The sequence below is a fragment of the Peribacillus sp. Aquil_B1 genome (genome assembly GCF_022603275.1).
In the GTDB taxonomy this organism is placed as follows: Bacteria; Bacillota; Bacilli; order Bacillales; family DSM-1321; genus Peribacillus.
The window spans coordinates 447,602-470,670 of the sequence record NZ_JAKXEE010000001.1 but is presented as its reverse complement, the minus strand read 5'-3'; the positions used below and the strand labels follow the sequence as shown (position 1 = coordinate 470,670).

The 23,069-nt window shown below is 41.0% G+C and carries 23 protein-coding genes and 1 riboswitch; of the genes, 10 read left to right on the top strand and 13 right to left on the bottom strand.

Annotation, left to right across the window (positions count from 1 at the left end):
- Positions 1-25 precede the first annotated feature (25 nt).
- The gene (locus MPH60_RS02340) at positions 26-310 is read right to left on the bottom strand and encodes a hypothetical protein (RefSeq protein WP_241589081.1); all 285 of its coding nucleotides are present in this window, start codon (positions 308-310) and stop codon (positions 26-28) included.
- A gap of 345 nt (positions 311-655) precedes the next feature.
- On the opposite strand from MPH60_RS02340, the gene MPH60_RS02335 reads away from it, so the two are divergent.
- Together MPH60_RS02335 and MPH60_RS02330 are read left to right on the top strand one after the other, a co-directional pair.
- A complete protein-coding gene (locus MPH60_RS02335; protein WP_241589082.1) occupies positions 656-1,225 on the top strand; it encodes a TetR/AcrR family transcriptional regulator in 570 nt (189 codons plus the stop codon).
- A gap of 51 nt (positions 1,226-1,276) precedes the next feature.
- Complete coding sequence (locus MPH60_RS02330) at positions 1,277-1,624, top strand: DUF4260 domain-containing protein (RefSeq protein ID WP_241589083.1); 348 nt, start codon at positions 1,277-1,279, stop codon at positions 1,622-1,624.
- A gap of 52 nt (positions 1,625-1,676) precedes the next feature.
- On the opposite strand, the gene queE is transcribed toward MPH60_RS02330, so the two are convergent.
- Genes queE through queC form a run of 3 tightly spaced genes read right to left on the bottom strand, consistent with a single transcriptional unit; the run spans position 1,677 to position 3,533 of the window.
- Positions 1,677-2,405: a 7-carboxy-7-deazaguanine synthase QueE gene (queE, locus tag MPH60_RS02325; RefSeq protein WP_241589084.1), complete on the bottom strand. Its 729-nt coding sequence runs from the start codon at positions 2,403-2,405 to the stop codon at positions 1,677-1,679.
- The gene (gene queD / locus MPH60_RS02320) at positions 2,398-2,868 is read right to left on the bottom strand and encodes a 6-carboxytetrahydropterin synthase QueD (protein ID WP_101223055.1); all 471 of its coding nucleotides are present in this window, start codon (positions 2,866-2,868) and stop codon (positions 2,398-2,400) included. Before queD ends, queE begins: the two co-directional genes overlap by 8 nt.
- Positions 2,868-3,533, bottom strand: a complete 666-nt coding sequence (gene queC / locus MPH60_RS02315; RefSeq protein ID WP_241589085.1) for a 7-cyano-7-deazaguanine synthase QueC — start codon at positions 3,531-3,533, stop codon at positions 2,868-2,870. Before queC ends, queD begins: the two co-directional genes overlap by 1 nt.
- 55 nt (positions 3,534-3,588) lie before the next feature.
- Positions 3,589-3,631, bottom strand: a riboswitch (PreQ1 riboswitch).
- A gap of 185 nt (positions 3,632-3,816) precedes the next feature.
- Between queC and MPH60_RS02310 the strand changes: the two genes are divergently transcribed.
- From MPH60_RS02310 to MPH60_RS02275, 8 genes are all read left to right on the top strand, one after another.
- Complete coding sequence (locus tag MPH60_RS02310; protein ID WP_241589086.1) at positions 3,817-5,496, top strand: methyl-accepting chemotaxis protein; 1,680 nt, start codon at positions 3,817-3,819, stop codon at positions 5,494-5,496.
- 439 nt (positions 5,497-5,935) lie between these two features.
- Positions 5,936-6,151 carry a hypothetical protein gene (locus tag MPH60_RS02305; protein WP_241589087.1) on the top strand — a complete coding sequence of 72 codons (216 nt, stop codon included), beginning with the start codon at positions 5,936-5,938 and terminating at the stop codon, positions 6,149-6,151.
- Between the two features lie 779 nt (positions 6,152-6,930).
- Complete coding sequence (pgsB, locus tag MPH60_RS02300; RefSeq protein WP_241589088.1) at positions 6,931-8,112, top strand: poly-gamma-glutamate synthase PgsB; 1,182 nt, start codon at positions 6,931-6,933, stop codon at positions 8,110-8,112.
- A gap of 15 nt (positions 8,113-8,127) precedes the next feature.
- Positions 8,128-8,577 (top strand): poly-gamma-glutamate biosynthesis protein PgsC, encoded by a 450-nt coding sequence (gene pgsC / locus MPH60_RS02295; protein ID WP_048687555.1) that lies wholly within the window; start codon positions 8,128-8,130, stop codon positions 8,575-8,577.
- 10 nt (positions 8,578-8,587) lie between these two features.
- Positions 8,588-9,853 (top strand): CapA family protein, encoded by a 1,266-nt coding sequence (locus tag MPH60_RS02290; RefSeq protein WP_241589089.1) that lies wholly within the window; start codon positions 8,588-8,590, stop codon positions 9,851-9,853.
- 74 nt (positions 9,854-9,927) lie between these two features.
- Complete coding sequence (locus MPH60_RS02285) at positions 9,928-11,511, top strand: gamma-glutamyltransferase family protein (protein WP_241589090.1); 1,584 nt, start codon at positions 9,928-9,930, stop codon at positions 11,509-11,511.
- A gap of 69 nt (positions 11,512-11,580) precedes the next feature.
- Positions 11,581-11,730 (top strand): CapE family protein, encoded by a 150-nt coding sequence (locus tag MPH60_RS02280; RefSeq protein WP_245406202.1) that lies wholly within the window; start codon positions 11,581-11,583, stop codon positions 11,728-11,730.
- Between the two features lie 82 nt (positions 11,731-11,812).
- Complete coding sequence (locus tag MPH60_RS02275; protein ID WP_241589091.1) at positions 11,813-12,442, top strand: poly-gamma-glutamate hydrolase family protein; 630 nt, start codon at positions 11,813-11,815, stop codon at positions 12,440-12,442.
- 5 nt (positions 12,443-12,447) lie between these two features.
- Here the strand turns inward: MPH60_RS02275 and MPH60_RS02270 are convergent, their stop codons facing one another.
- From MPH60_RS02270 to MPH60_RS02230, 9 genes are all read right to left on the bottom strand, one after another.
- Entirely contained in the window at positions 12,448-13,650 is a 1,203-nt protein-coding gene (locus MPH60_RS02270; protein WP_241589092.1) for a C40 family peptidase, read from the bottom strand.
- A 653-nt stretch (positions 13,651-14,303) separates the two neighbouring features.
- Entirely contained in the window at positions 14,304-14,969 is a 666-nt protein-coding gene (locus tag MPH60_RS02265) for a DUF2642 domain-containing protein (protein ID WP_241589093.1), read from the bottom strand.
- Positions 14,970-14,993: 24 nt separating this feature from the next.
- Positions 14,994-16,349, bottom strand: a complete 1,356-nt coding sequence (locus tag MPH60_RS02260; protein ID WP_241589094.1) for an arsenic transporter — start codon at positions 16,347-16,349, stop codon at positions 14,994-14,996.
- 251 nt (positions 16,350-16,600) lie between these two features.
- Positions 16,601-18,682 (bottom strand): methyl-accepting chemotaxis protein, encoded by a 2,082-nt coding sequence (locus MPH60_RS02255; RefSeq protein ID WP_241589095.1) that lies wholly within the window; start codon positions 18,680-18,682, stop codon positions 16,601-16,603.
- A 441-nt stretch (positions 18,683-19,123) separates the two neighbouring features.
- Positions 19,124-19,321, bottom strand: a complete 198-nt coding sequence (locus MPH60_RS02250; RefSeq protein WP_241589096.1) for a hypothetical protein — start codon at positions 19,319-19,321, stop codon at positions 19,124-19,126.
- A gap of 127 nt (positions 19,322-19,448) precedes the next feature.
- The gene (locus MPH60_RS02245; protein WP_241589097.1) at positions 19,449-20,693 is read right to left on the bottom strand and encodes an MFS transporter; all 1,245 of its coding nucleotides are present in this window, start codon (positions 20,691-20,693) and stop codon (positions 19,449-19,451) included.
- A 624-nt stretch (positions 20,694-21,317) separates the two neighbouring features.
- Positions 21,318-21,803 carry an SRPBCC family protein gene (locus tag MPH60_RS02240; protein ID WP_241589098.1) on the bottom strand — a complete coding sequence of 162 codons (486 nt, stop codon included), beginning with the start codon at positions 21,801-21,803 and terminating at the stop codon, positions 21,318-21,320.
- Positions 21,804-21,809: 6 nt separating this feature from the next.
- Positions 21,810-22,361, bottom strand: coding sequence for a GNAT family N-acetyltransferase (locus MPH60_RS02235; protein ID WP_241589099.1), 552 nt, complete (start codon positions 22,359-22,361; stop codon positions 21,810-21,812).
- A gap of 2 nt (positions 22,362-22,363) precedes the next feature.
- The gene (locus tag MPH60_RS02230) at positions 22,364-22,882 is read right to left on the bottom strand and encodes a YfiT family bacillithiol transferase (RefSeq protein WP_405389197.1); all 519 of its coding nucleotides are present in this window, start codon (positions 22,880-22,882) and stop codon (positions 22,364-22,366) included.
- Positions 22,883-23,069: the final 187 nt, after the last annotated feature.

Sequence of the window (23,069 nt, the reverse complement as noted above, 5' to 3'; positions counted from 1 at the left end):
GTTTACTCATAACAGGTAGGTGATTTCACTGATTTTTTTCTGTAAAAATTATTTCCCCCTTTTGACTTTGCTCATATTGCCTTTTTGCCAATTTTTCCAATTCCTCTTCATCATTCAAATCGATATTATCCGGATTGTCCTCATCAACTCCCTCTATGATCATCATTTCATGTATTATTACCTGATCTCGTGGATACTCTTTAATAAAGTCTTCTACAGAGTTTGTTTTATTTTTATAAGGTTTAGTGAATAAAAAAAAGCCGGTCAAGACTATGAAAATTGATACCAAAATACCGAAATTTTTTTTCATTTATTCATCCCCTCACAACGCTAATAATCCCATTATTATAACATATAAAGGTATTGTAGGTAAAAAAAGTAACATGAATAGAACGATCATTTTTTCCTATGATTACCTGTCTCATTGAGCTGCTATGGATACGGCAATATCGTACCCACTAGTATTTAAGTTAATTAGTTGCGGGGAATAACCCATAGGCAATGTCCTGCAACCTCACCTTTGCTCTCATTTTTTCAGATGGTAAAGTTCACTCTTGATAACAAGGTTTTGTAATTTAATCTAATAATTGACATTTCTGAATTAGTGAGTTATCATCCTAATTAACCAGTGGTCAATAAATAAGGAGGTGACGAGATGTCGCCAAGGAAATCGGCAGGTAAAGAGTTATCCAGGGAAATGGTGTTGAATGAAGCTAGAAGCCTTTTTGCAACGTTAGGGTATTCGAATGTCTCAATGAGGCAATTGGCTAAATCATTGGATTGCAGCCATGGAGCCATTTATTATCATTTTAAAAATAAGGCGGAAATATTTTATAGTTTGGTAAAAACGGATTTTTCCGTATTGAATCATTTAATCGATGAGATCATCATGTCGGAAAATGATCCTTCTGTAAAAATGGAAAAGATTTTATTGTGCTTCTTGGAGTTCGGTTTAACCCAACAAAATCATTATTCCATCATGTTTTTATCGAAGGAAAAGGAAATTCAGCAATTACTTCAATTTGATTCTAATAAAACCTATGAAAAGCTAATCCAGTCCCTGACGGACCTAACGGACAATAAATTGAATCCTGCATCCATATGGTCGATTTTTCTTTCTCTTCACGGGTTCATAACTTTTTATATTAATTCTGAGCTAACTTATCAAGATGTAAAAGGCTTAGCTTATTTTCATGTAAAAAATATCATTAGGAACATCATATAATTCTTTTGAATATTATTGACCATTGGTCAAATAGACTTTGGAGGTTTTAATATGGTAAAGAAATTCATTCATATTGAAGGACTCATGGTCCTTTTAACAGTGATTTACATCTATTCGTCATATGAATTCAGCTGGTGGATTTTCCTTCTACTGATTTTATCGCCTGATGTTTCCATGCTGGCCTATCTGATCAATGATCGGATTGGAGCAAAGGTTTATAACGTATTTCATACTTATACCCTGTCCATTTTCATGATTTTGCTAGCCATTTTTCTAAAGTCGGATGCATGGATGCTGATTGGTTTGATTTGGACCGCGCATATTGGAATGGATCGCTTATTTGGATATGGTCTTAAATACACATCATCCTTCAAAGCTACACACATTCAAAGGTTGTAATAAGCTTAAAAGGCAGTGTGATTACACTTCACACTGCCTCCGTCTCTTTTGTTTATACGCCCCTCTTGTTTCCCCATATATAGGTATGCAGCTGGGGCAGCACTTTCACATCATTCAATTCATCATCCGCTATCACTTTATCAATTAACTCTTCGTACTTCTTTAAAAGACCGCTGATCAATTGAAGATCATCCGCCGTCCTGCTGTCGTCATTGCCGACCTGCAGATAAAAAGGAATTTCCGGGTAACGACCATGTACATGTTTGGCATATTGATAATCTTCCTCGTTAAAGACGACGATCTTCAATGAGACATGGTTTTCAGGATTTCGATTATCAAGGTTCGAGATGATTTGGTCGAGCACCGTAAAGTCCGTGTTCATTCCAGAGCTCGGCGGCTTAGGTGAAATCGTCAGTTCATCAATATCGAGAAACCAATCCTGCCATCGGCTCCCTTGGGTTTCGACACCTATTTTCATTTTATTTTCATGTAAGATCGCTATCAAGCCGTTTAAGTTTTTCAGCAGAGCCGGGTTTCCTCCTGATATCGTCACGAAGGAAAAACCTGAACCCCCAATACGCTTCAGCTCATCCCATATTTCGCTAGCAGTCATCTGGACGGTATCTTCCTTACCGGTGCCATCCCAAGTAAATGCGGAATCACACCAGGCACATGAATAATCGCAGCCTGCCGTCCGAACGAACATGGTTTTTTGGCCTATGACCATTCCCTCTCCTTGGATGGTCGGCCCGAAGATTTCCATAACCGGGAGTTTACTCACTTTCCATCCACTCCCGTCTGGCTTCGGCATAGCTTGTCGGCGTTTCGTACAGTCGAACAAACTCGACTCTAGCACCCTCATATTCTTTTAATGAAAGGGATTCGGCCATTTTTTCGTAAATCCAGACAACCATATTTTCAGCCGTTGTATTCATGAGCGGCAGGGTTTCATTCAAATAGCGGTGATCCAGGTGGATTTCAATTTCATTTTTCCATATATCCTTGATGTCCCCAAAATCTATCATCAACCCGCGTGAATCTGTATACCCGCTTAATCCGAAAATGACCTTATACGTGTGGCCATGCAGGTTCTTGCATTTCCCTTCATAATCATGCAGATGGTGTGCCGCATCGAAGGTGAATTCCTTACTCACGAGAACCCTCTTGTTTGTATACTTCAATTGGCTGCGCTGAATATCTTCATCTATTTTTTGGAGTTTATCCACTATAGTAAAACCGTACATCATGAAAGCACCTTCCGTCTGCTTACATAATCATCAAGTCCTTTTTTCCGCAGTATACATGCCGGACAATCTCCACAGCCGTCGGAGATGATTCCGTTATAGCAAGTCAGGGTCTTTTCGCGGACAAAGTCGAACGCGCCTAGCTGGTCCGCTAGCTCCCATGTTTCCTCTTTATTAAGCCACATTAGCGGCGTATCAATCACGAATGACTGGTCCATCGACAAGTTCAAGGTCACATTCAATGATTTAATGAATACATCGCGGCAGTCCGGATATCCGCTGAAATCCGTTTCACAGACACCTGTGACAATATGTTTAGCTCCAATCTGACTCGCCAGCACTCCGGCAAACGAAAGGAACAGCAAATTCCTCCCTGGTACGAACGTCGACGGCAATTCCCCTTCTTCTCCGTCCGCCACCGCAATATCACTTCTCGTCAGCGCATTTGGTGCCAGTTGGTTCAGCAGCGACATGTCAAGGATATGATGGTTTATGCCCAATTCCTTGGCAATGTTTTGAGCACATTCGATTTCCAAGCTATGCCGCTGATTATAATCAAACGTCACCGCTTCCACTTCCTCAAATCTCTCCATCGCCCAGAACAAGCACGTCGTACTGTCCTGACCTCCGCTAAACACAACCACTGCCTTTTCTTTCTTCTTCATTTCTATAAAACTCCTTTTTACGGAAAAAAACAGCACCCTAAGAATAGAGCACTGTTTCTCCTTAGTTTTTTTGAGAGGGTAGCTAGAACCTCTTCCGCCTTAACGCGGAATATTATATTTTTCCAAGTCAATAGTAACTTGAAAACGATAAGAAATCAAGATGTTTATATTAAGAGAACATTAGATCTGATGGAAAATTTGGTTAACTTTTCTTTGCTTAAATCTCCTTTTATTTATCCGATAAAACAGTGTGAATAAAATATCGATAAAGGGGTCCAATAATTTGAAAAGCATTAAAGCAAAGGTATTGGTGGCATTTTCACTCATCATATCTTTATGTGTCATCTTAGGAGCATTCAATATCTATAGCAGCAACAAGTCACTGGTATATTCCCAGGATATCATCGAAAAGGAACTTCCGCTTCTTATCCAAGACGAAAAGCTGCTATACAATCTAGCACAAAGAACCGCATACGCCCGAGCCTATATTCTTTATGGAGACGAGAGCTATAAAGAAGGGTTCTTACAATATACGGAAGAAAGCCAGGTCATCCAGGAGGACCTCCTTGCCTTAAGCGATTCTGATAAAGCGAACGAATTGATCGAGAAAAGCGTGGATTGGAGGACGATGATTGTAGACCGGGTGTTTCCACAATATGAAAACGGAAATGAAGAACGCGCTAAAGAGATACTTAAAAATGAGGTGGCGCCAATAAGCAATGAAGTTATGGAGGGTTTCAAGGAGCTTGCTTCGGAACGGGAGGAATTGATTGTCGCTTCAGGTGAAACCGTCATCGCCAGCGGGAAATCGGTTAAGACGACAAGTATCATCATATCCATTGCGGCAGTCCTTATCGGCCTAGTCCTTGCGGTTGTTACTGCCAACCTCATTATCACCCCCCTCCTTAAAATCAGGGATAGGATGAAAATGGTGGCTGCAGGAGAGCTGAATCATGAGCCCCTGGAGCAAAAGTCAAATGATGAAATGGGCGAACTAACGGTATCCGCCAATCAAATGCAGAAAGACCTTCGTGATACGATCGAAAAAATGCTCATTGTATCGCACTCCGTATCCAACCAAAGCGAAGATCTGACTCATTCAGCAAATGAAGTGCAACAGGGCAGCAAACAGATAGCGAGTACGATGTATGAACTTTCGGAAGGTTCGGAGTCACAAGCCAACCGGGCATCTGAAATGGTTCGCATCATGGATGATTTCACCAGCAGGATTAAGCTTGCCCACCTAGAAGGGGTGGATGTAGCTAAAAGTTCAACCGAAATCCTTTCCTTGACCAAGGAGGGTACCACTTTAATGCGCAGTTCGGTCCAACAGATGCAAAGTATTGATGGCATTGTCAAAAATGCCGTAGAGCAAGTGAAGGGGCTCGATTCTCAATCACAGCAAATTTCGCAGCTTGTGCAGGTCATCAAGGATATATCCAATCAAACCAATCTATTGGCGTTGAATGCAGCCATAGAAGCTGCTCGTGCTGGTGAACATGGCAAGGGCTTTGCCGTCGTCGCCGATGAAGTGCGGAAACTCGCTGAAGAGGTCACACACTCCGTTGGGGATATCACCAATATTGTCTCCGCCATTCAAACAGGTTCAAAAACGGTCGTCCACTCCCTGGAAGATGGTTATACACAAGTGGATGAAGGCACAAAACAGGTCACGCTCACAGGCCGAACCTTTGAAACAATCAATCATTCTGTCGGGAATATGGAAATGAAAATTCAGCATATAACAAACGAATTGAACTATATCTCCACAAATAGCCAAAAAATCAATCAAGCTATCGAAGATATCGCAGCCGTTTCTGAAGAGTCCGCTGCAGGAATCGAACAAGTCTCCGCCTCCGCTCAGCAATCCAGCTCTTCGATGGATGAAATCACGAATCATGCCAGTGAACTTGCTTCTTCGGCAGAACTGCTAACCGAACAGGTTAAGAAGTTCCAATTATGACACTAGCAATTTCCCGAATGCGGGAAATTGCTTTTTTCCTCCCAGTATAAGGTTGTTTCATATTCGTATATTCGGGGAATAAATAACTATACACAATAATAAATCATAAAAAAACAAATCTATCAGGAGAAGCTGGAAGTGAATATTTTCCTTTGTTTTCAGAATATTTAGTGTATAATTGATTAAAGGAATATTTTAACTAAAATAATCATCACTTCCAATATCTGCTACTGCAAATCCCGACATTTCCTTTCAACACCATGCACGGGAACATATACCCAGAAAGGCTCCATTGCATGCTTTCTCGAATCAAACCATTCACAACTTAATTCACACAAAAATACGATTCTCACTCCGTTTTTTTTAAAAAAGGTTAAATTTCACTAATGATATGTTACTATTAAACCAAGACCTTTTAACCCCATAAGGAGGAATTCATATGAAACGTTTTTTCAAATTCATTACAGATTATAACGAAAGAAAAGCACTGGAACGGGAAACCGAAGAATTCTTTCGCCAAGAATACGAAAATTATATGAAGATGAATCCTGACAATCAAAGAAAAAGAAGGAGATTAGCTCCTAGACTTTATGTGATTGATGGCGGTAAAAAGGGCTCCAACCTTGAAATTTCTGACAGAAAGAAATCCAGTTAACTTGAATCCTTCCATAATCAGCTACCCAGGCTGCAGCTCAAGACCCACAATCGTTAAATCTCCAGGATGAAACGACCATTCCATTCATTTACAATATATAAGCCGAAAGCTCAGAAATGTTTCTGAGCTTTTTTATTTTTCATTCTTCTATAAACACTATATCTATAGAAGAAACTAGGTATTTTTTTAAAAAAATGGGTTAACTTTAGTTTATTTCATGTTTTAGGTAAAGGAACAATGATAGACCCATGGGTATTACCTAAGGAAAAAACCGGAAAATATCAAAAAAAAGAGATGTGTTCTTTTACTCATCTTTATCCATATTCAAAAGAGTTCAACTAATTGAGTCATTAGATGCAATATTTCACATTGAATGACAAATGGATAAAAATTGTTACGTTTATGTCAAACAATGGGTATAAACAATTAACAAACTGTAATAAACCTCACTTTTCAAAAACAATTATTATTCAAATATAGCCATTATGAATTAGGTTTAAATGCTCATGAATCTATTTTGATTTTAACCAAAATGGGTTTTTATTAAACTTTCCATAATTTAGTGTAAATAAACCGAGGATCCCCTTCATTTCCAGCCATATCTTTGTACTCATGAAACAATTTATCCCATTAGATACTATTACACTCCAATATACATTTATTTGAAAAAGCTAAGAACAACTATATTGCAATAGAATAATTGACCCTTGCCTATTAAGTTTAAAATCATGTAGTGTGTATTCAGTAAATCAAATATTTGAAAAAAGAGAGGTTAAAAAATGGCACCAATATTTATTTGTGCGATCTTTTTGCTTGGCTATGGCATTTTCGAACAAAAGCGCCATCAGAAGCGTCTCGACTCCATCCCGGTACGTGTGAATGTGAATGGGATTCGAGGGAAATCGACTGTAACGCGCCTGATTACAGGTGTGATCCAGGAAGCTAAGTATAAAACAGTAGGTAAAACAACCGGAACATCAGCAAGAATGATCTATTGGTTTACCGACAAGGAAAAACCGATAGTACGCCGCCCTGAAGGACCCAACATAGGAGAACAACGGCGTGTAGTTAAAGAAGTTGCCGACTTAGGCACGGAAGCACTGGTTTGTGAGTGCATGGCCGTACAGCCTGACTATCAACTAATCTTCCAAAACAAAATGATCCAAGCAAACATCGGGGTCATCGTGAATGTATTGGAAGACCATATGGATGTCATGGGACCGACTTTGGATGAGGTTGCTGAAGCCTTCACTGCTACCATTCCCCATAATGGTCACTTAATAACCATTGAAAGTGAATATTTGGACTTTTTCAAGCAAATTGCCAAAGAACGCAACACAAAAGTTATCGTTGCTGACAATTCCAAAATATCGGAAGAATTCCTGCGTGAATTCGACTATATGGTATTTCCGGATAATGCATCACTGGCCTTGGCCGTTGCTGAAGCATTGGGCATTGATGAAAAAACGGCTTTTCGCGGCATGTTGAATGCGCATCCCGATCCAGGTGCCATGCGGATCACCAAATTCGGAGATCCCATCCAGCCAACTTTCTTTGTCAATGGCTTTGCTGCAAATGACGCGTCATCGACGCTGAACATATGGGAACGTGTCAATACGTTCGGATACAGCACTGAACCTCCTATCGTCATCATGAATTGCCGTGCCGACCGTGTGGACCGTACCGAGCAGTTTGCTAGAGATGTATTGCCTTACATAAAATCTGAAATCGTCATTGCCATTGGTGAAACCACGTCACCGATTACAAGGGTATTCGAGCAAGGGAAATTGGATACTAAAGAATATTGGGATTTAGAAAACTGGTCAACTGAAGAAATCGTGGCCCGTCTCCGCCCATTGATGAAAAATCGCATCGTCTACGGTGTCGGGAATATTCACGGTGCAGCGGAACCATTAATAGAAGCATTCATGAAATCTAAAACAAAGCAAAAAGCAAGTTAAGTAGGAGGAACCTTAATGTTTGGATCGGATTTATATGTAGCCCTAGTACTGGGAGTAACGCTTAGCCTTATATTTTCAGAAAAGACGGGTGTCGTACCCGCAGGACTTATCGTGCCAGGTTACTTGGCATTGGTATTTGATCAATGGGAAATCATGCTGACCATATTGATCATCAGTGTCGTAACTTATTTAATCGTCACTCACGGACTTTCAAGATGGGTGATTTTATATGGAAGAAGAAAATTCGCCGCCATGATGGTGACCGGGATTTGCTTGAAGCTCCTGTTGGACTTAGTCTACCCCGTCATGCCCTTTGAAATATTCGAGTTTCGGGGAATCGGTATAATCGTACCTGGATTGATAGCGAATACCATACAAAGACAAGGAATGCCATTGACACTTGGCAGCACGCTTTTATTATCCGGCTTGACTTTCGGTTTAATGAACGTGTACTACCTATTCTGAGGTGCAAAAAATGAAACGGACTTTAAATGCAAAAGAAAAAACACTTATCTTTATTAAACGCACGAAGAAAAAGAATCTTAAATACACTGGAATCATACTACCTATATTACTAATCGCTTTAGTCATTACCACATGGATGGGACGGGCTGAGGAAGTGAAAACAGTCGAATTAAATTCCGATCAACCATTGACGATGACAATGGTCGGTGATGTGATGATGGGACGTTATGTTGAAGAAGTGACGGAAAGGCACGGGTATGATCACCTCTTCCGGTATATGAAGCCCTATTTTGCCAATTCGGATTATGTCAGTGGGAATTATGAACATACCGCTTTAAAAGAAGAGGTATCTAACTATAAGGAAGCAGATACGCCCATCCGGTTAAACTCGAACACTAGTGGTGTGGAAGCCGTTAAAAATGCTGGCTTCTCTGTGGTGTCTTTGGCCAATAACCATATGATGGACTATGAAGAACAAGGACTTCTTGACACGATTGATGAATTCAAAAGTGCAGATATGCCCTATGTAGGTGTTGGATCGAACACTGCGGAAGCAAAAAACAGCATCGACTATGCGGATGTTAATGGCGTACGTGTCGCAACACTTGGCTTCACAGATGTTTACGGTAAGGATAACGTGTCAAAAAATGGTAAAGCTGGATTATTGAACTCCAATCCTGATTTATTATTTGAAATGATCGGCAAAGCGAAGGATGCCAAGCAAGGCAACGCAGACTTGGTTGTCGTGAATATGCACTGGGGACAAGAGTATTCAACATCAACAACCGATCGACAAAAAGACTTGGCTAAAGCTATCATCGATGCGGGCGCTGACATCATCATCGGCCATCACCCCCACGTGCTTCAATCGTTTGATGTGTATAAAGATGGAATCATTTTCTATAGCTTAGGAAATTTCATATTCGATCAAGGCTGGACACGCACAAAGGATTCGGCTATGGTTCAATACCATTTAGCGGAAGACGGAAAAGCTACAATTGATGTCGTTCCACTGCAAATTGAAGAAGCAACACCAAGGCCAGCTACCTCTTCAATGGACAAATCACGTGTTTATCGGCAGTTGACGAAGGAAACGAGTGAAACAGTCCAGTGGTCGAAAAAAGAGGACCGCATCGAGATTACCTTGGATCACAAAAAGGTAATCGACCATAAGGCACAACGTGAACTAGAGGAAAAGGCAGCAATGGAAAAGAAAGCTGCTCAAGAGAAAAAAGCAGCACAGGCTAAACAACTGGACACGCAACCCATTCAGTAAGGAACGCTTTGTTACTACTATTTGAAGAATGAAGACAAACAACTTAGAAGCTCAACGAAAAGGGGGAACAACCGATGATTAACCGTATGACGGGAAAAGTACTCATATCCCTTAGCATGCTCATATATATTGCTGGATGTTCGAAGACACCCCCTATTTCTGACACGAATGATCCGATAGAGAGTAAAACGGAACAATCATACGGGGTCAGTTCTTCAAACCCAATCGCAATAGATGTCGGGATGGATATATTGGAAAACGGCGGAACGGCGGCGGATGCCGCCATTGCCGTATCTTATGTATTAGGTGTAGTTGAACCTTATGGATCTGGCGTGGGCGGCGGCGGCGGTATGCTGATTGCCCCGGAATCCGGCGATCCCAATTTTATCGATTATCGTGAATCCTCTCCAGAAGACCCAAGTTCAAGACACGATACAGGGATTCCAGGCTTAGTGGCCGGCATGCAGGTTATCAGTGATAAGTATGGGAGCGTACCGATGGAGGATCTTCTTCAGCCGGCGATAGATTTGGCTGAAGACGGATTTGAAGTCGACGAATCGTTATCATCACGCTTAGAAGCAGCACAGCCAAGGATATCTTCCGATGCGACTTCTCTTTTTTATCCTGATGGTGATGCCATTGAACCAGGCAAAACTCTCGTCCAAGAAAGACTTGCTGAAACATTGAAGCAGATTCAAAAGGAAGGTCCTGATGGTTTTTATAAAGGGGAAATTGCGCGGGATATTAAAAGAGAATCAGATATCGACTTGATGGATTTAAAGCGCTATGAGGTGAAAGAACGTAAACCGGTCCAAGGAGCATTTGCCGGTTATGATGTTTTTACCGCCCCTCCGCCCTTTTCAGGAATTACTGTTCTCGAAATGTTAAAGCTCGCCGAGGAAATGAACCTAGGTGATTCTTCAAGCAAATCAGCTTATATGAAAGTCTTGGGGGGCATCACGGATACTGCTTATCAAGATCGGTCCGCCCATGTTGGAGATGGAATAAGTCACTCTAAAGCGGAAAAATTGCTCTCCCCCATTCACTTGGATAATCTTAAAAATAAGATTAAAAGTGAAAAATGGGAAAATAAAGAATCGAATGGTTCAGAAGAACATGAAAGTACGACACACTTTGTGATAATGGACAAGTATGGCACTGTCGTTTCCACAACAAATACGCTCAGTAACTTTTTTGGATCTGGGGATTATACGAATGGATTTTTCCTTAACGATCAATTGAAAAATTTCCGGTCCGGCTTGAATTCTCAAGAGGCATATAAACGGTCAAGAACGTTCACCGCTCCGACCATTCTCAAGAAACCAGGGCAGGAATCGATTGGGATCGGCTCACCAGGCGGTGATAGGATTCCGCAAGTATTGATGCAGGTTCTTTATTCTTACACAGAGAATGAAGGCCCATTTCAGGATATCGTCGACCGTAATCGGTTCGTCTTTGATGGAAAGAAGATTTATACAGAATCCAGGCTTTCCGATGAAATAATATCCGACTTGGAAGATTCAGGATATGAAGTCATTCAGAAAATTTCTCCCATGTTTTATGGCGGTGTTCAAGTACTTGTTAAAAACGAGAAAAATGGACAATTATCCGGAGCTGGGGATAAAAGAAGAAATGGAAGCTGGAAAGCTCAGCAATAAATAGGCAATCCAGCTCCTCCTTTTCTAAATATCATATGAATTTTAGCGATGTATAAGGGGACTTAAAATATGAATATCGTAAAAAGAATAACGAGCTGGGTCATACCCGTTTTTATAATAGCTGCCCTGCTTGTAACCATGAATACGTTTAAACGGACAGAAACTTTAACACCCGACGAGCAAAAAAAGATAGAACAATATACGACTGTCGAAAAATAAAAAAAGCCGGGGCATCCCCGCTTTTTTTATTTTGCCGTCAAATGGTAAAAGATTAAAACCAGTACAGATACGGAGGATAACCATGAAGGAAAATAACTATACTGATTTTATTGAACTGAAGCAAAATGAACAAGAAGACCTCGATTACCGTATCATCGTTCACCACAGGAACCCTAATATAGCAGTTCTAGCCATACATGGCGGGAACATAGAACCAGGAACTAGCGAGATTGCAGCCGCACTTGGAGAGAGACTTTATGCAAGCACCTATCTATTCGAAGGTCTTAAACCAAGGGGTAACCAGGTCCTCCATATAACATCCCGCTTGTTCAATGAACCGGTCGGCGTTTCAATGGCATCGAACGCACAAACCACCCTTTCCATCCATGGCCACTACGACGTACATCATGCGCTGGTTTATATTGGCGGAAGGAACGAACCCTTTAAGAACCTGATACAGCAATGCCTCACCAAAGCCGGATTTCAAACTGAACATGCACCGCAGCACCTTTCAGGGATGAAAGGAAACAACATCACCAACATATCCCAAACGGGTGCAGGGGTGCAATTGGAACTTTCCACTATGCTTAGAAAAAGCTTTTTCAAAGGTGATGACTTTACCAGTAAAAACAGGAGCAATCACTGTGATCTTTTTAAACGGTTCGTTACTGCCATTGAAAAAGCGACTCTAGAATATAAACAGATTGAATGACCATCTTAGTCCATAAGGCTTTGAACTTGACCGAAGCCTTCGAATTTATCGGCAAAATAACCTGAAGAAAGATTGGAGATATGAACGCCCGTGTTTTCCGTTGTATGGAGAAAACGGCCATCACCTAGATAAATACCTACGTGGGTCACACCCAACCTTGTTCCTGTATCCCTAAAAAACACTAAATCCCCTGCCTTTGGATTTTCGATTTTGGGCAGTAAGGAGAAGTAATCCGCCGCAGATCCCCGTTTTACTGAAAGGCCCTGTTCCTTCATGACCCAATAAATGAATCCGCTGCAATCCATTCCGATCATCGGATCTTCTCCCCCGAAAACATAGTTGAATCCGCGTAGAGTGTATGCATACTTGATGACATCATATGCTTTATCATATGCAGCCTCCTGGTTTACATAAAACGGATACAACGGATTGCTGTATAGTTGAAGATACTGCCCATGCATCAACTCATCCGTACTTAATGCGTTACGATTTTTAATCGTACTCATGGAAATGCTGTAATTCTCCGATATACTTTTAAGCGTTTCTCCCGTTTGGACGATATGCTCACCTTTAGGCGTATATGATTTATACGCCACTTGGTATTTTGCAAAGTAATCTTCTGTAGTGGATCTCACCTGAACCGTTTCTGCTCCATATCCAGAATTGACAAATTGGTTTTTGCCGATATAAATACCCGCAGTCACGACTTTTAAGCTGTCTTTATCAAGAAAGAATATAATATCCCCCGTTTTTGGAGTGGCTGTATCCATCCCTTGCTTATAAAAACCATCTACTGTCAAACGGTCAACCGGCACATTTTGCCGGGAAAGCACCCAATGAATCAATCCGCTCGAATCAAACCCTTTTTCAGGCGTCTCCTCTCCAGCTGTCTTTTTAAACCCTATAAAGGATTTCGCATAGTTTGAAATTTTTTTCCCTCTCTCCGACCATTGATAGATGGAAGGAGTATACGCCGTATGAATGATTGTCAACCTTTGGCCCGCAAATAACTTATCATCCGGTAAACCATTCGTTTTCATTAATTGCTCAGCCGATATATCATATGTCTTGGCAATCGATTCTACCGTTTCGCCAGAGGTTACAGTATGCACAGGATCTGCTGCCTCGGCCTTTAAGCCAGGTAAAAAAGTGAAATTGACCATGAATAACAATGTAAGTATCATACCGCTTAATTTTCCATTAAACATTTTAACCCTTCCTTAATAGCTGAAATATTTTTAAATATACGATGTTCATGTAAACTCCATCATATGAATCTTTTATCCTATCACCCACCCGAACAGATGAGTCTTAACTCTCGCTCCAACAATATTATCGGCGAATCAAATAAAACATTTAGCCTATTTTTCGCAAATAATCATCCATCCGATTCAATAAATCATTTTAAAAATAAACCATTATTCCTATACTATGTTCTTTTACCGTCACAGTGTTACTTTCCCTAGAGCTACCCAGGTCATGGAGAAATGTTCATGGTTGGAAATCGAAGATTTTATTTTTTTGCACCGAATGGGTAAAGTTAGATTAGGCCAGTGATGATAAAGTCGTACTATCGATATAGGAGTGAAGATATGCAACAACGTTTAGGAGGGGCAACGTATTTGAGGTTTGGCATAAACAGACCTTGCTGTAACGTGATGAACTACACATTAAGCTGGCAATCTCTAATAAGGAGCATGAGGAAATTCTCATTTTACATAATATAAAAATATTGATGGACCCGTCGGACTCCGATATTACAGATCAAACGGAAGGAACCCGAATCCATTGGCATCACCCATCATCCAGCATAAGAAAATAAGGGGAAAGCTTAAATGGCCTTCCCCTCGTTTCTAAGAATCTATGGCATGTACACCGTTTTAATATGTGAAAGCTTCAAAAACACATGATCTCCATTGGCTGTCGTTAATTCTACCAAGTTGTTTTCCGCCTTTTTAAGCATACCGATTTTCATCGGGTCCTCTCCCCCATCAAATACTACTAGCTTTCCTGCATTTTTCTTTAATTGGTCTTCCAAAGAACGTAGCATCGGTACATCTGAAGGGTTGACGGGAAAACTCTCTTTACTGAGTGTATAGGGTGTGGCATTTTGATTGTACGGAGTAAGCCATTTAAGGTGATGCAGCGAGACATACATCATTTTATATACAGGCGAGTAGAATGCGAAGTAATCATTGAAAACATTGGTGATATAGCCGTGTAAAGGAATGTGTCCAGCAACATGGATTTCTGAAAAAACTCCTTTTGCGTTCATTAGTGTTTTACGATAGGAAATTGACGCCATGTCTTCCATCATGGGGGACTCCATAGGATTTTTAATCTCGTTATCTATCTCTGTACTCAGATTGAATCTATGGACGTGCAGCATAGGAAAATATAAAAACTGCTGTCCATCGAACAACACTAGAATATCCGTGCTCAGATCAGTTAGAATTCCTTTGAAAGTTTTTTTTCCTGAGATTTGGACATCAATCTGTTTACCCAGTAATGCAAACGCATCACTCATTACTATCTCCTCCTAGGGGGTTATTCAGCTAAAAATCATTTGCACCCAATAAAATAATAAGAGCAGTGTCACCACTGTCGATATTGGTATGACTATCAGGGATACACTTAAATAATCTTTCCACTTTATTTTCACTTTGTATTGTTTCAGGATATGCATCCAGATAAGTGAGGCGAGAGTACCGATGGGCAATAACAATGATCCCATGTCACTACCGATTATATTAGCTAGATAGATAGTTTTTAATGTGATCGGATCCAGTCCCATTTCGGTTAAGGTAATGGTTCCTATCATTAATGCGGGATGATTATTGAAGATGTTTGATAGAATCGAAACCAATCCTCCCATGACAAAGCTCGCACTCAGTAACCCTTGATTTACAATCGGTTCGCATATCTGTACGAGCATGGCTGTAAGGCCAACATTATGGAGACCATAAATGATGACATACATGGAGAATGCGAATATCAGGATGTGCCATGGGGTCTTTTTTAGGATATCGACAGGGTTTGTCCGTAAATGATACCATCTCCAGATCAGTAAAGATAAAGAGCCAAGTACAGCAACCCACTCGATTGGAATGGAAAAATAAGAAGCTACAAAGAGTAAACAGCGCACCACAAACACATAGAGCAATACTTTCAACATGAATCTTGTGCGTTGCCTTTTTGTTTCAACCGTCATTTTTCCCTTTAAAGGATGGAAATTCTTAGTGAAGAAACTTTCCTCAATGTCATAAGAAATATTCGGCAGTTTCTTGGGCAGTTTTTTCTTGACTACTACGAACATCAACCATGACATGAAGATCAACCCTAAAGTTGCAGGTACAAACATCATGGCAGTATGCATATAAAGCGACATATGCACAATTTTCAAAGCGATTAAATTGACTATATTACTCACGCCTATAGGCGCACTTGAAGCTGTTGCAATCAATGCTCCACTCAAAAGATACGGGATGGCTTCATGTGGTTTTAATCTGAGATTTTTCAAAAGCAAGATCAAGATGGGGGTCGTAATCATGATGCTGCCGTCGTTATTGAATAACAAGGTCATTAAAAAGCACAATAATTGAATGTACCAATACAGGCGATACCCCGATCCTCTGGCAAGGTTGGCAAGTCTCGCAGCCGCCCAGTGAAAAAAGCCGAAACTTTCCAAGATGACTGCCATGACAATCGTTGCCATGATGGTGATCGATGCGCCCCCGATTTTATTGATGATATCCAAAATATCGCCTTGGGATACTGTGCCAGTCAGCAAAATTATCACTGCACCGATTGAAGCTGGCCATGCTTCATTGATACCTCCTGGCCTCCACAATATAACTATCATTGTCATGACAAACACAAAAATAGTCATTCCTATTTCGAAATGCATGTTGTTCTCCCCTTTTTGGGCCTTGAGCCATTGGACCCTACTTGTCCGATTCCTATATATTATTCCCCTTTGTAAAAAAAGCATGGATACTTGACCAGCTCCTCTAAATTGTACTTTTGTACTTCTAGTGATTTTGTCCACTAAAGAGAGATGCCCTGTTCACAGAAATCAAGGTCAATGGCAATACAACAAAAAAGGGGAACCACTTTTAGTGGCCTCCCCTTTTCGCAACGCTTATGGTTTCCGTTCCTCTAATTCTTCACCTGGAATTCCCCAAGTGTATGCTCCAAATCATTTATCAACTGTGTAAGCTGCTGTGTATATTGAGCTAGTTCATTGGATGAAGCGGCTTGTTCCTCCATCGATGATGCAATTTCCTCTGATGATGCAGTCGTTTGCTGAGATACGGCGGTGATTTCTTCTATCACTTTAATGACCGTTTCTTTCTGTTGATTGATGCTTTCAATGGATCGTGTTTCTTCCTGAATCGAATTGGATATCCTCGCGACGGAATCCTCCAGCTCTTTCATGGCTTCACTAACCGTGATCACGGCATTTTTCTGATCCTTGCTGATTTGATTCGTTTCATTGGTCGTCCTCAGCAATTCCTCTGTATCTGACAGAATGCTTTGGATGATGGCTTGAATGTTTTTTGTAGCTTCTTTTGAATCATCAGCCAAGCTCCTCACTTCATTCGCCACGACAGCGAACCCTTTGCCGGACTCACCTGCCCTTGCAGCTTCTATGGATGCATTCAGTGATAACAAATTGGTTTGTTCCGATATTTTCGAAATGGCATTCGTGACATCGGAAATGGTTTTAGATTTTTCCACAAGTCTTAAGCTCATGCTGGTAACAGCTTCGAATGCCATTTCAAGTTTTTGGTATGACATTTCCAAACCACTTACCTGTTGTTTCCCTGACTCTATATTTTCGGATGCAAGCTTCAATACGGATTGTGTCTCCCTTGATTTTTTTGATAATCCATCGATTTCGCCACTAAGAACCTGAATCGTGCCTGCACCATGCTCCACTTGTTCAGATTGATTCGATGCACCCGCTGCAATCTCTTCTATCGCACGTGAAACATCTGTTATGGCTGCACTATTTTCAGCAGCTATTTGGCTTAAGCCGGCATTGGCTTTTGTCACCGATTCCGCATTGCCGTTTACCTTGGCAACCAATCCTCTTAATTTCCCCAGCATCGAGTTATAGCTTTTGCTTAAGTCCCCAATCTCATCATTGGATTTAATGGCAAATTCGGACACTAAATCCCCATTCGCCGTCTTTTCTATGATTTTTTGGAAGTCGGCCATGATCTTCGTTAACTTTCCTGCTAGATAAAGAGCACATGCAGTCCCGAGTAGAAGACCTAAAATACCTGATATCACTACGATTCTATTAATGTCATCGAGCTTTGATTGCAGTATTTTGTCTGGAGTGAGCGCCAATACCTTCCAGTTCACTTCAGGGACCGTATTCAGTTCACCTGTATAATCTTCACCATCCAACGTCAAGGCCTGATTCGCCTTGGCGTCCCCATTATACATGTCGGCTACCCACTTGAACTCTGAATTGAACTGGTCAGTATCCGCCATGAAATCCTCCACACCTTCTTCTATGCCGCTTTTTTCAGGATTCATATTCTTCCCGTCCATCCCCTGCATGAATGAACTCACGATAAAACCTTGTGAATCCAATATAACCAGATTGCTAGTAGACTCTTTTTCGATCGTTGCCCTCATTTTCCCGATTGTCGAAAGGTCGATATCATAACCAAGGGCCCCTGCCATTTTCCCGTCCGATAAAACAGGCGTGACAACGGACGTCATGATCATCCCTGAAACTCCATCCTTATACACATCCATCCATTTCGTTTCCGGTCTTTCGGTCAGCTGCGTATAAGTCTTAGTCTCCCTTGCATCCTGATTGAAATCCATTTGGGGCGAAGCATACAAGGAACCATCCGACCCATCCATATAATAAACAGAAATTAAATCTTCATTGTTCTTTTGAAATGCCTCTATCGTTTTTTGGATATCCTTGATTGAATCACCATTTTTGATCTGATTGGAAACCAGCTGTGATAATTGCTCTAGCGAATTTTCATACGTGGCCATACTCAAATTGATCTGTGCCGCTGCATTTTGGGCCGAGCTTTTGTTGATGGATATACTATCTTCTTTAAAAATGGAGGTCACTTTCACCCCCATTATCGAAACGGATACGACTATAGCTAGAAAAACGGATGTACATATAAATAATAACCATTTTATCCGAAGCGATATCCTTCTCTTCACTTTTTCTTTTTTGTCAATCGATGAACTTCCCATTGATAATTTCCCCCTTTTATTTGACCTGCAAATGCCCTCGCTTACCTGTGTGAAAACAAAGATTCAATCTATGCTCAAAATGGATCCTTCCTTATTTACGATCACTTGCTTTATTTTTCCACATAAACATACTATATACCTAATTAAATCTTGTCAATTGCCAATTATGGATAAACATGTAGGTAAAAAGGTCTTATTGCATTTTCAAATTCAAAAAAACCTTGGATTACATAGAATCCAAGGGTTTCACATGGGGAATATTAGGTCAGCAGTAAAAAGAGATTTAGCGTAATACTGCGGCTAAGCTTTCACTAAATTCTTTTGCGCCATCCGGACCATCACCTTACCTTCCGTTTTTATAGAAAAACTTTAGACCGACAATAGAATATGTCAGTCTTTTAAACTGGCCTTTTCCATTAAAAAGGAAACAAGGTACCTCATTTACTTTTTACCCGGCTTGGTGAATTGCTGACCAATTGCACCTATTATTAAAATGATGATCGAAATGAGACTGTAGTCCTTAAAAAAGGTCGTAAATGGAATTTCCAGAAATAAAAACGCCATCGTAAGCAGTCGTCCTATAAGTAGGATCATTCCGATAACTACCATCCAATTAAATACTTTTGCCAAAAAATCCATCTTTCCCTCCTTAGCCAATCTAATGATGACTTTCATGTTGTGCCAAGAATAAATAACTGGAGTGCTGCCTAATATCCAATACCCATCTGGCTCCATTCCTTCATCTTACATGGCGTTCCGTGTACCATTACGCATCTTTCGAGATTGGTTTTCCGGCTTGGATCAACACTTTGCTGCCCAGCAGGAAAAAGCCTTGAATGAACAGCAATAAACCAGTCCCCATAAGCAGCCATTCAATTTTAATGATGTCGGATATCGGTCCGAATACTAGCATTCCCAGGGGCATCATCGAAGTCGAGATCATCCCTAAAACACCAAATACCCTCCCAAGAAGATCACCCTCGACCTTCTCCTGTAACAAGACCATGGACGGCGTATTAAAGATGGGCATCGCCAATCCAACTACCCCCATGATGATCAAGTAAATCCAGAAAACGGGGATGATTCCAAGAGCGAAAGTACAGGCCCCAATTATTAGGCTCGCAAGTGTCATCGTATGGATTTTGTTTTTAAAGCCTCCCCACGAAGCCATGAAAATCCCGCCTAGCATCATTCCGATGGCAAAAGTGATCTCTATCGCAGTCAACCGCCAAACATCATTCCCGAAAGAGCGTGTGACCTGAAGCGGTGTAAGAAATGCAACAGGTGCGGCAAGCACGAAGAAAAATGCGAAAAATATAAAGAACTTCTTAAGAAAGTCATGATTCCTGATATAACTGAACCCTTCTTTCAAATCGGTGAAATAGCTGGTTGTTTGCTTTTGTAATGCCTTCGCATGTGCTGGAATTTTCATAAATGCCAGCAAAGTGAAGATGGCAATTGCAGCTGTAATCACATCAATGAAGAAAATGGTTTCGATTGAAGCCATCGTAAGCAGCGCGCCGCTCACCATGGGGGAAACGAGCATCACTAGCGCTTGAATGCTTCCATTTGTCCCATTCACCTTCGTAAGCTTATCCTCTGGCACAAGCTGGGGAAGAATGGCCCCGACTGCAGGAGTCTGGATTCCAGTTCCTATCGCCCGGACAGCAGACATGACGAAAAGCAGCCACAGCTCATCGTAGCCGATTAAAAACAAGATGGCCAATATTAGCGTTGAAATGGCAATCAATGAATCCGAAAGAATGATCAGCATCTTCCGATTATAGCGGTCTGCCCATACCCCCGCGATTGGAGAGAGTATAAAGGTAGGCACGAAACCACAAACGATGGATATCGTCATCATGACACCCGACTGTGTATTCAACGTAATATACCACATGATGGCATACTGAACTAAGGATGAACCAAAGAGGGATATGGTCTGACTGCCTAGAAAAAGAGTGATATTCTTTTTCCAATTGTCTTTTACTTGTTCATTTAATGATTTCATCTCTTAAACACCTCATTCTATTTTCAATTTTTTTCTTAATGCCCTAAAAAAAACACAGGCTATCTGCCTGTGTTTGAAGTAAATGGATCAGAACTTATCTAAAGAAACCTGATAGGATGATTATCACAGAAAAAATAATCTCCCACTGGCCTTCGGTTTGGTCAATACAATGGAGAATCCACCACTTTACGTATCCAAAATGACCTCATTGGATACGTAAAGTATTTCTCCCGTTAATCATTCTTCTATTTTGAAGTCAACTGGATAGCGAAAACCTTTGATCACAAAGGTTGCTGCGGCTTCAGCTGAAAACCAAAAAAGAGGTTGAATCGTCTCTTTTTTCACAAAAGCGTAAAATGAAGGTTTCCTTAAAAATAGACAGACCATTCCCATTTACCCTGCGGACATGCAGAGCCCTTGAACGTATTCAATTAACGGTTCAAAGAGTGGAAACGCAATCTGATAAATGTCACAAGGAAAACCTCCATTTCTTAAAAGTTAAAATCATCTTAACATGGAGCCAACTGGAATATCAATTAATAACTTCCCTACATGGCAGAAGCATCACTTCGGCTTTAGCTGAAATTCACTTTCCGCTTCCTTATGGAGCCACCTGCATGCCATTCATCCATCCATTCGTTTGACGGCGGCAGTATATTCCTTATGCCATTTTTCCCATTCATCCATTGGGAAGTCCTGATGATGACCGTCAAGTAAATCACTAAACATATCAAGGCATATATGCCATCCTGCCAAATCTTTTGATGTATGATCATTAACTGGCGTGATGAATTCCTTCAATACTAATGAGCATCCATCCTTTTCAGGGGAGACCTCGAAACGAACCCAGCCGTCCCCCCATTCAAAATCTAAAACGGCAGATTCTTGGAAGTCCCTGATCTTCATATCAAAAGATTTCCCTGACCCATCATTGAAATTGAATTTTATGGTCCCGTCTTTTCGAAGGTTTTTCATTTCCAGGTTGGACATCCATTTTTCCACTTTATCATTCTCCGTTAAAGCACTCCATACTTTTTCAACCGAATGATTGAGCAGGCGATCGAATCTTGCTAAAATCCCATTCCCTTCTTTTTCGATGACAGCGTGCACTTGAAATCACCCTTTCAATTCATTACCCGATATAATTTTAAAATAAAAAATGGTCGGATGTAATTCACCATTTGCAGATTTCGCATAATCAGGAATCCTGCCTGCCTGAGTATATCCCAATGAAGTATACAGGGAGTTAGAAGGATCTCCTTCCCTTGTATCCAGGACCAATAATGTCCGACCCTCCTGCTTGGCCCTTTTCTCAGCCTCTAGCATGAGTGAACGTCCTATTCCATTTCGCCTATAACCAGTATGTATCATTAATTTTGCGATTTCCGCACGATGGCTGCCATTTTGCTTTGAACATAAATGTAACTGTACACTCCCGACTATCTTACCCTGTAATTTAGCAACTAATAAAATCATATCAGGATTTATGTCACTACTCCAATAATCAACCGCCTCAGACCGTTCCATGGGAGGTAAAAAACCGATGGACGCGCCATCATCCACAACCTGCACCAAGAGGTCGGAAAGTTCATTAAGATGGTATTCGATTGACGTCAATTGTTCGATTTTCACATCGGCATTCACAGTAATCACACCTTTCCCAGTCATATTCACCATCCCAAGCGCTTTGATAAAGAAGTAATATGTGCCAGATGATGGCGCCCATGCCACGCATAAATGCCTATATTTTCACAGACAGTCACCTTTCCTGAATCAGGATGGATGAATGTCCGACTCAGATCGTCTGCATGAAGGTCCGATAAAAGTTTACACATTCGGATATGTATACTTTCGAGCAGTGAAAGAGAAACTTCAATCGGCAAATCATAATCAGGCAGCTCAGCCCATTTCCCCTCCTCGTACGGTTTAATGACAGGACTTTCTTCCGTAAGGGCCAATTTGAAGCGCATATACGCATTCATATGACTATCAGCAACATGATGCACCACTTGGCGGACCGTCCATCCTCCAGGCCGATAAGCCGTATCAAGCTGTTCATCATCCATGTTGCCTACCGCTTCACGCAGCATCCGAGGCAAAGCTTCAATCTCGTTGAGCCACCCTTCGGCTATACCACAAGTAATTTCCCCGTCAAATTGAAACTTCCCGACCGGGTATCTTAAATCCATCTTCATTCCCCCCTGAAGTTCAATAAAAATTGCATCTATATGTATTCTTTATCGATTAAGACAAATCCTTTTTAAAGGAAAACTTTGCTTTGCTCTCCTACTCATCATTAACCATCAGGAAATTTAATCCATAACATTAGCACGTATACTATTTCCACATTTAGCAAACATAAACAAATGAATGGCA

Excerpts from the sequence above, each read along its gene's own strand:
- MPH60_RS02305 (WP_241589087.1), top strand. The coding sequence starts at position 5,936 with ATGAAACGTTTTTTCAAATTCATTACAGATTATAACGAAAGAAAAGCA.
- MPH60_RS02285 (WP_241589090.1), top strand. The coding sequence starts at position 9,928 with ATGATTAACCGTATGACGGGAAAAGTACTCATATCCCTTAGCATGCTC.
- MPH60_RS02340 (WP_241589081.1), bottom strand. The coding sequence starts at position 310 with ATGAAAAAAAATTTCGGTATTTTGGTATCAATTTTCATAGTCTTGACC.
- MPH60_RS02250 (WP_241589096.1), bottom strand. The coding sequence starts at position 19,321 with ATGGATTTTTTGGCAAAAGTATTTAATTGGATGGTAGTTATCGGAATG.
- MPH60_RS02280 (WP_245406202.1), top strand. The coding sequence starts at position 11,581 with ATGAATATCGTAAAAAGAATAACGAGCTGGGTCATACCCGTTTTTATA.
- queD (WP_101223055.1), bottom strand. The coding sequence starts at position 2,868 with ATGTACGGTTTTACTATAGTGGATAAACTCCAAAAAATAGATGAAGAT.
- MPH60_RS02275 (WP_241589091.1), top strand. The coding sequence starts at position 11,813 with ATGAAGGAAAATAACTATACTGATTTTATTGAACTGAAGCAAAATGAA.
- MPH60_RS02265 (WP_241589093.1), bottom strand. The coding sequence starts at position 14,969 with ATGAGTGATGCGTTTGCATTACTGGGTAAACAGATTGATGTCCAAATC.
- MPH60_RS02260 (WP_241589094.1), bottom strand. The coding sequence starts at position 16,349 with ATGCATTTCGAAATAGGAATGACTATTTTTGTGTTTGTCATGACAATG.
- queC (WP_241589085.1), bottom strand. The coding sequence starts at position 3,533 with ATGAAGAAGAAAGAAAAGGCAGTGGTTGTGTTTAGCGGAGGTCAGGAC.
- MPH60_RS02335 (WP_241589082.1), top strand. The coding sequence starts at position 656 with ATGTCGCCAAGGAAATCGGCAGGTAAAGAGTTATCCAGGGAAATGGTG.
- MPH60_RS02245 (WP_241589097.1), bottom strand. The coding sequence starts at position 20,693 with ATGAAATCATTAAATGAACAAGTAAAAGACAATTGGAAAAAGAATATC.
- pgsC (WP_048687555.1), top strand. The coding sequence starts at position 8,128 with ATGTTTGGATCGGATTTATATGTAGCCCTAGTACTGGGAGTAACGCTT.
- MPH60_RS02255 (WP_241589095.1), bottom strand. The coding sequence starts at position 18,682 with ATGGGAAGTTCATCGATTGACAAAAAAGAAAAAGTGAAGAGAAGGATA.
- pgsB (WP_241589088.1), top strand. The coding sequence starts at position 6,931 with ATGGCACCAATATTTATTTGTGCGATCTTTTTGCTTGGCTATGGCATT.
- MPH60_RS02330 (WP_241589083.1), top strand. The coding sequence starts at position 1,277 with ATGGTAAAGAAATTCATTCATATTGAAGGACTCATGGTCCTTTTAACA.
- MPH60_RS02290 (WP_241589089.1), top strand. The coding sequence starts at position 8,588 with ATGAAACGGACTTTAAATGCAAAAGAAAAAACACTTATCTTTATTAAA.
- MPH60_RS02270 (WP_241589092.1), bottom strand. The coding sequence starts at position 13,650 with ATGTTTAATGGAAAATTAAGCGGTATGATACTTACATTGTTATTCATG.
- MPH60_RS02235 (WP_241589099.1), bottom strand. The coding sequence starts at position 22,361 with ATGACTGGGAAAGGTGTGATTACTGTGAATGCCGATGTGAAAATCGAA.
- MPH60_RS02230 (WP_405389197.1), bottom strand. The coding sequence starts at position 22,882 with ATGGATTTAAGATACCCGGTCGGGAAGTTTCAATTTGACGGGGAAATT.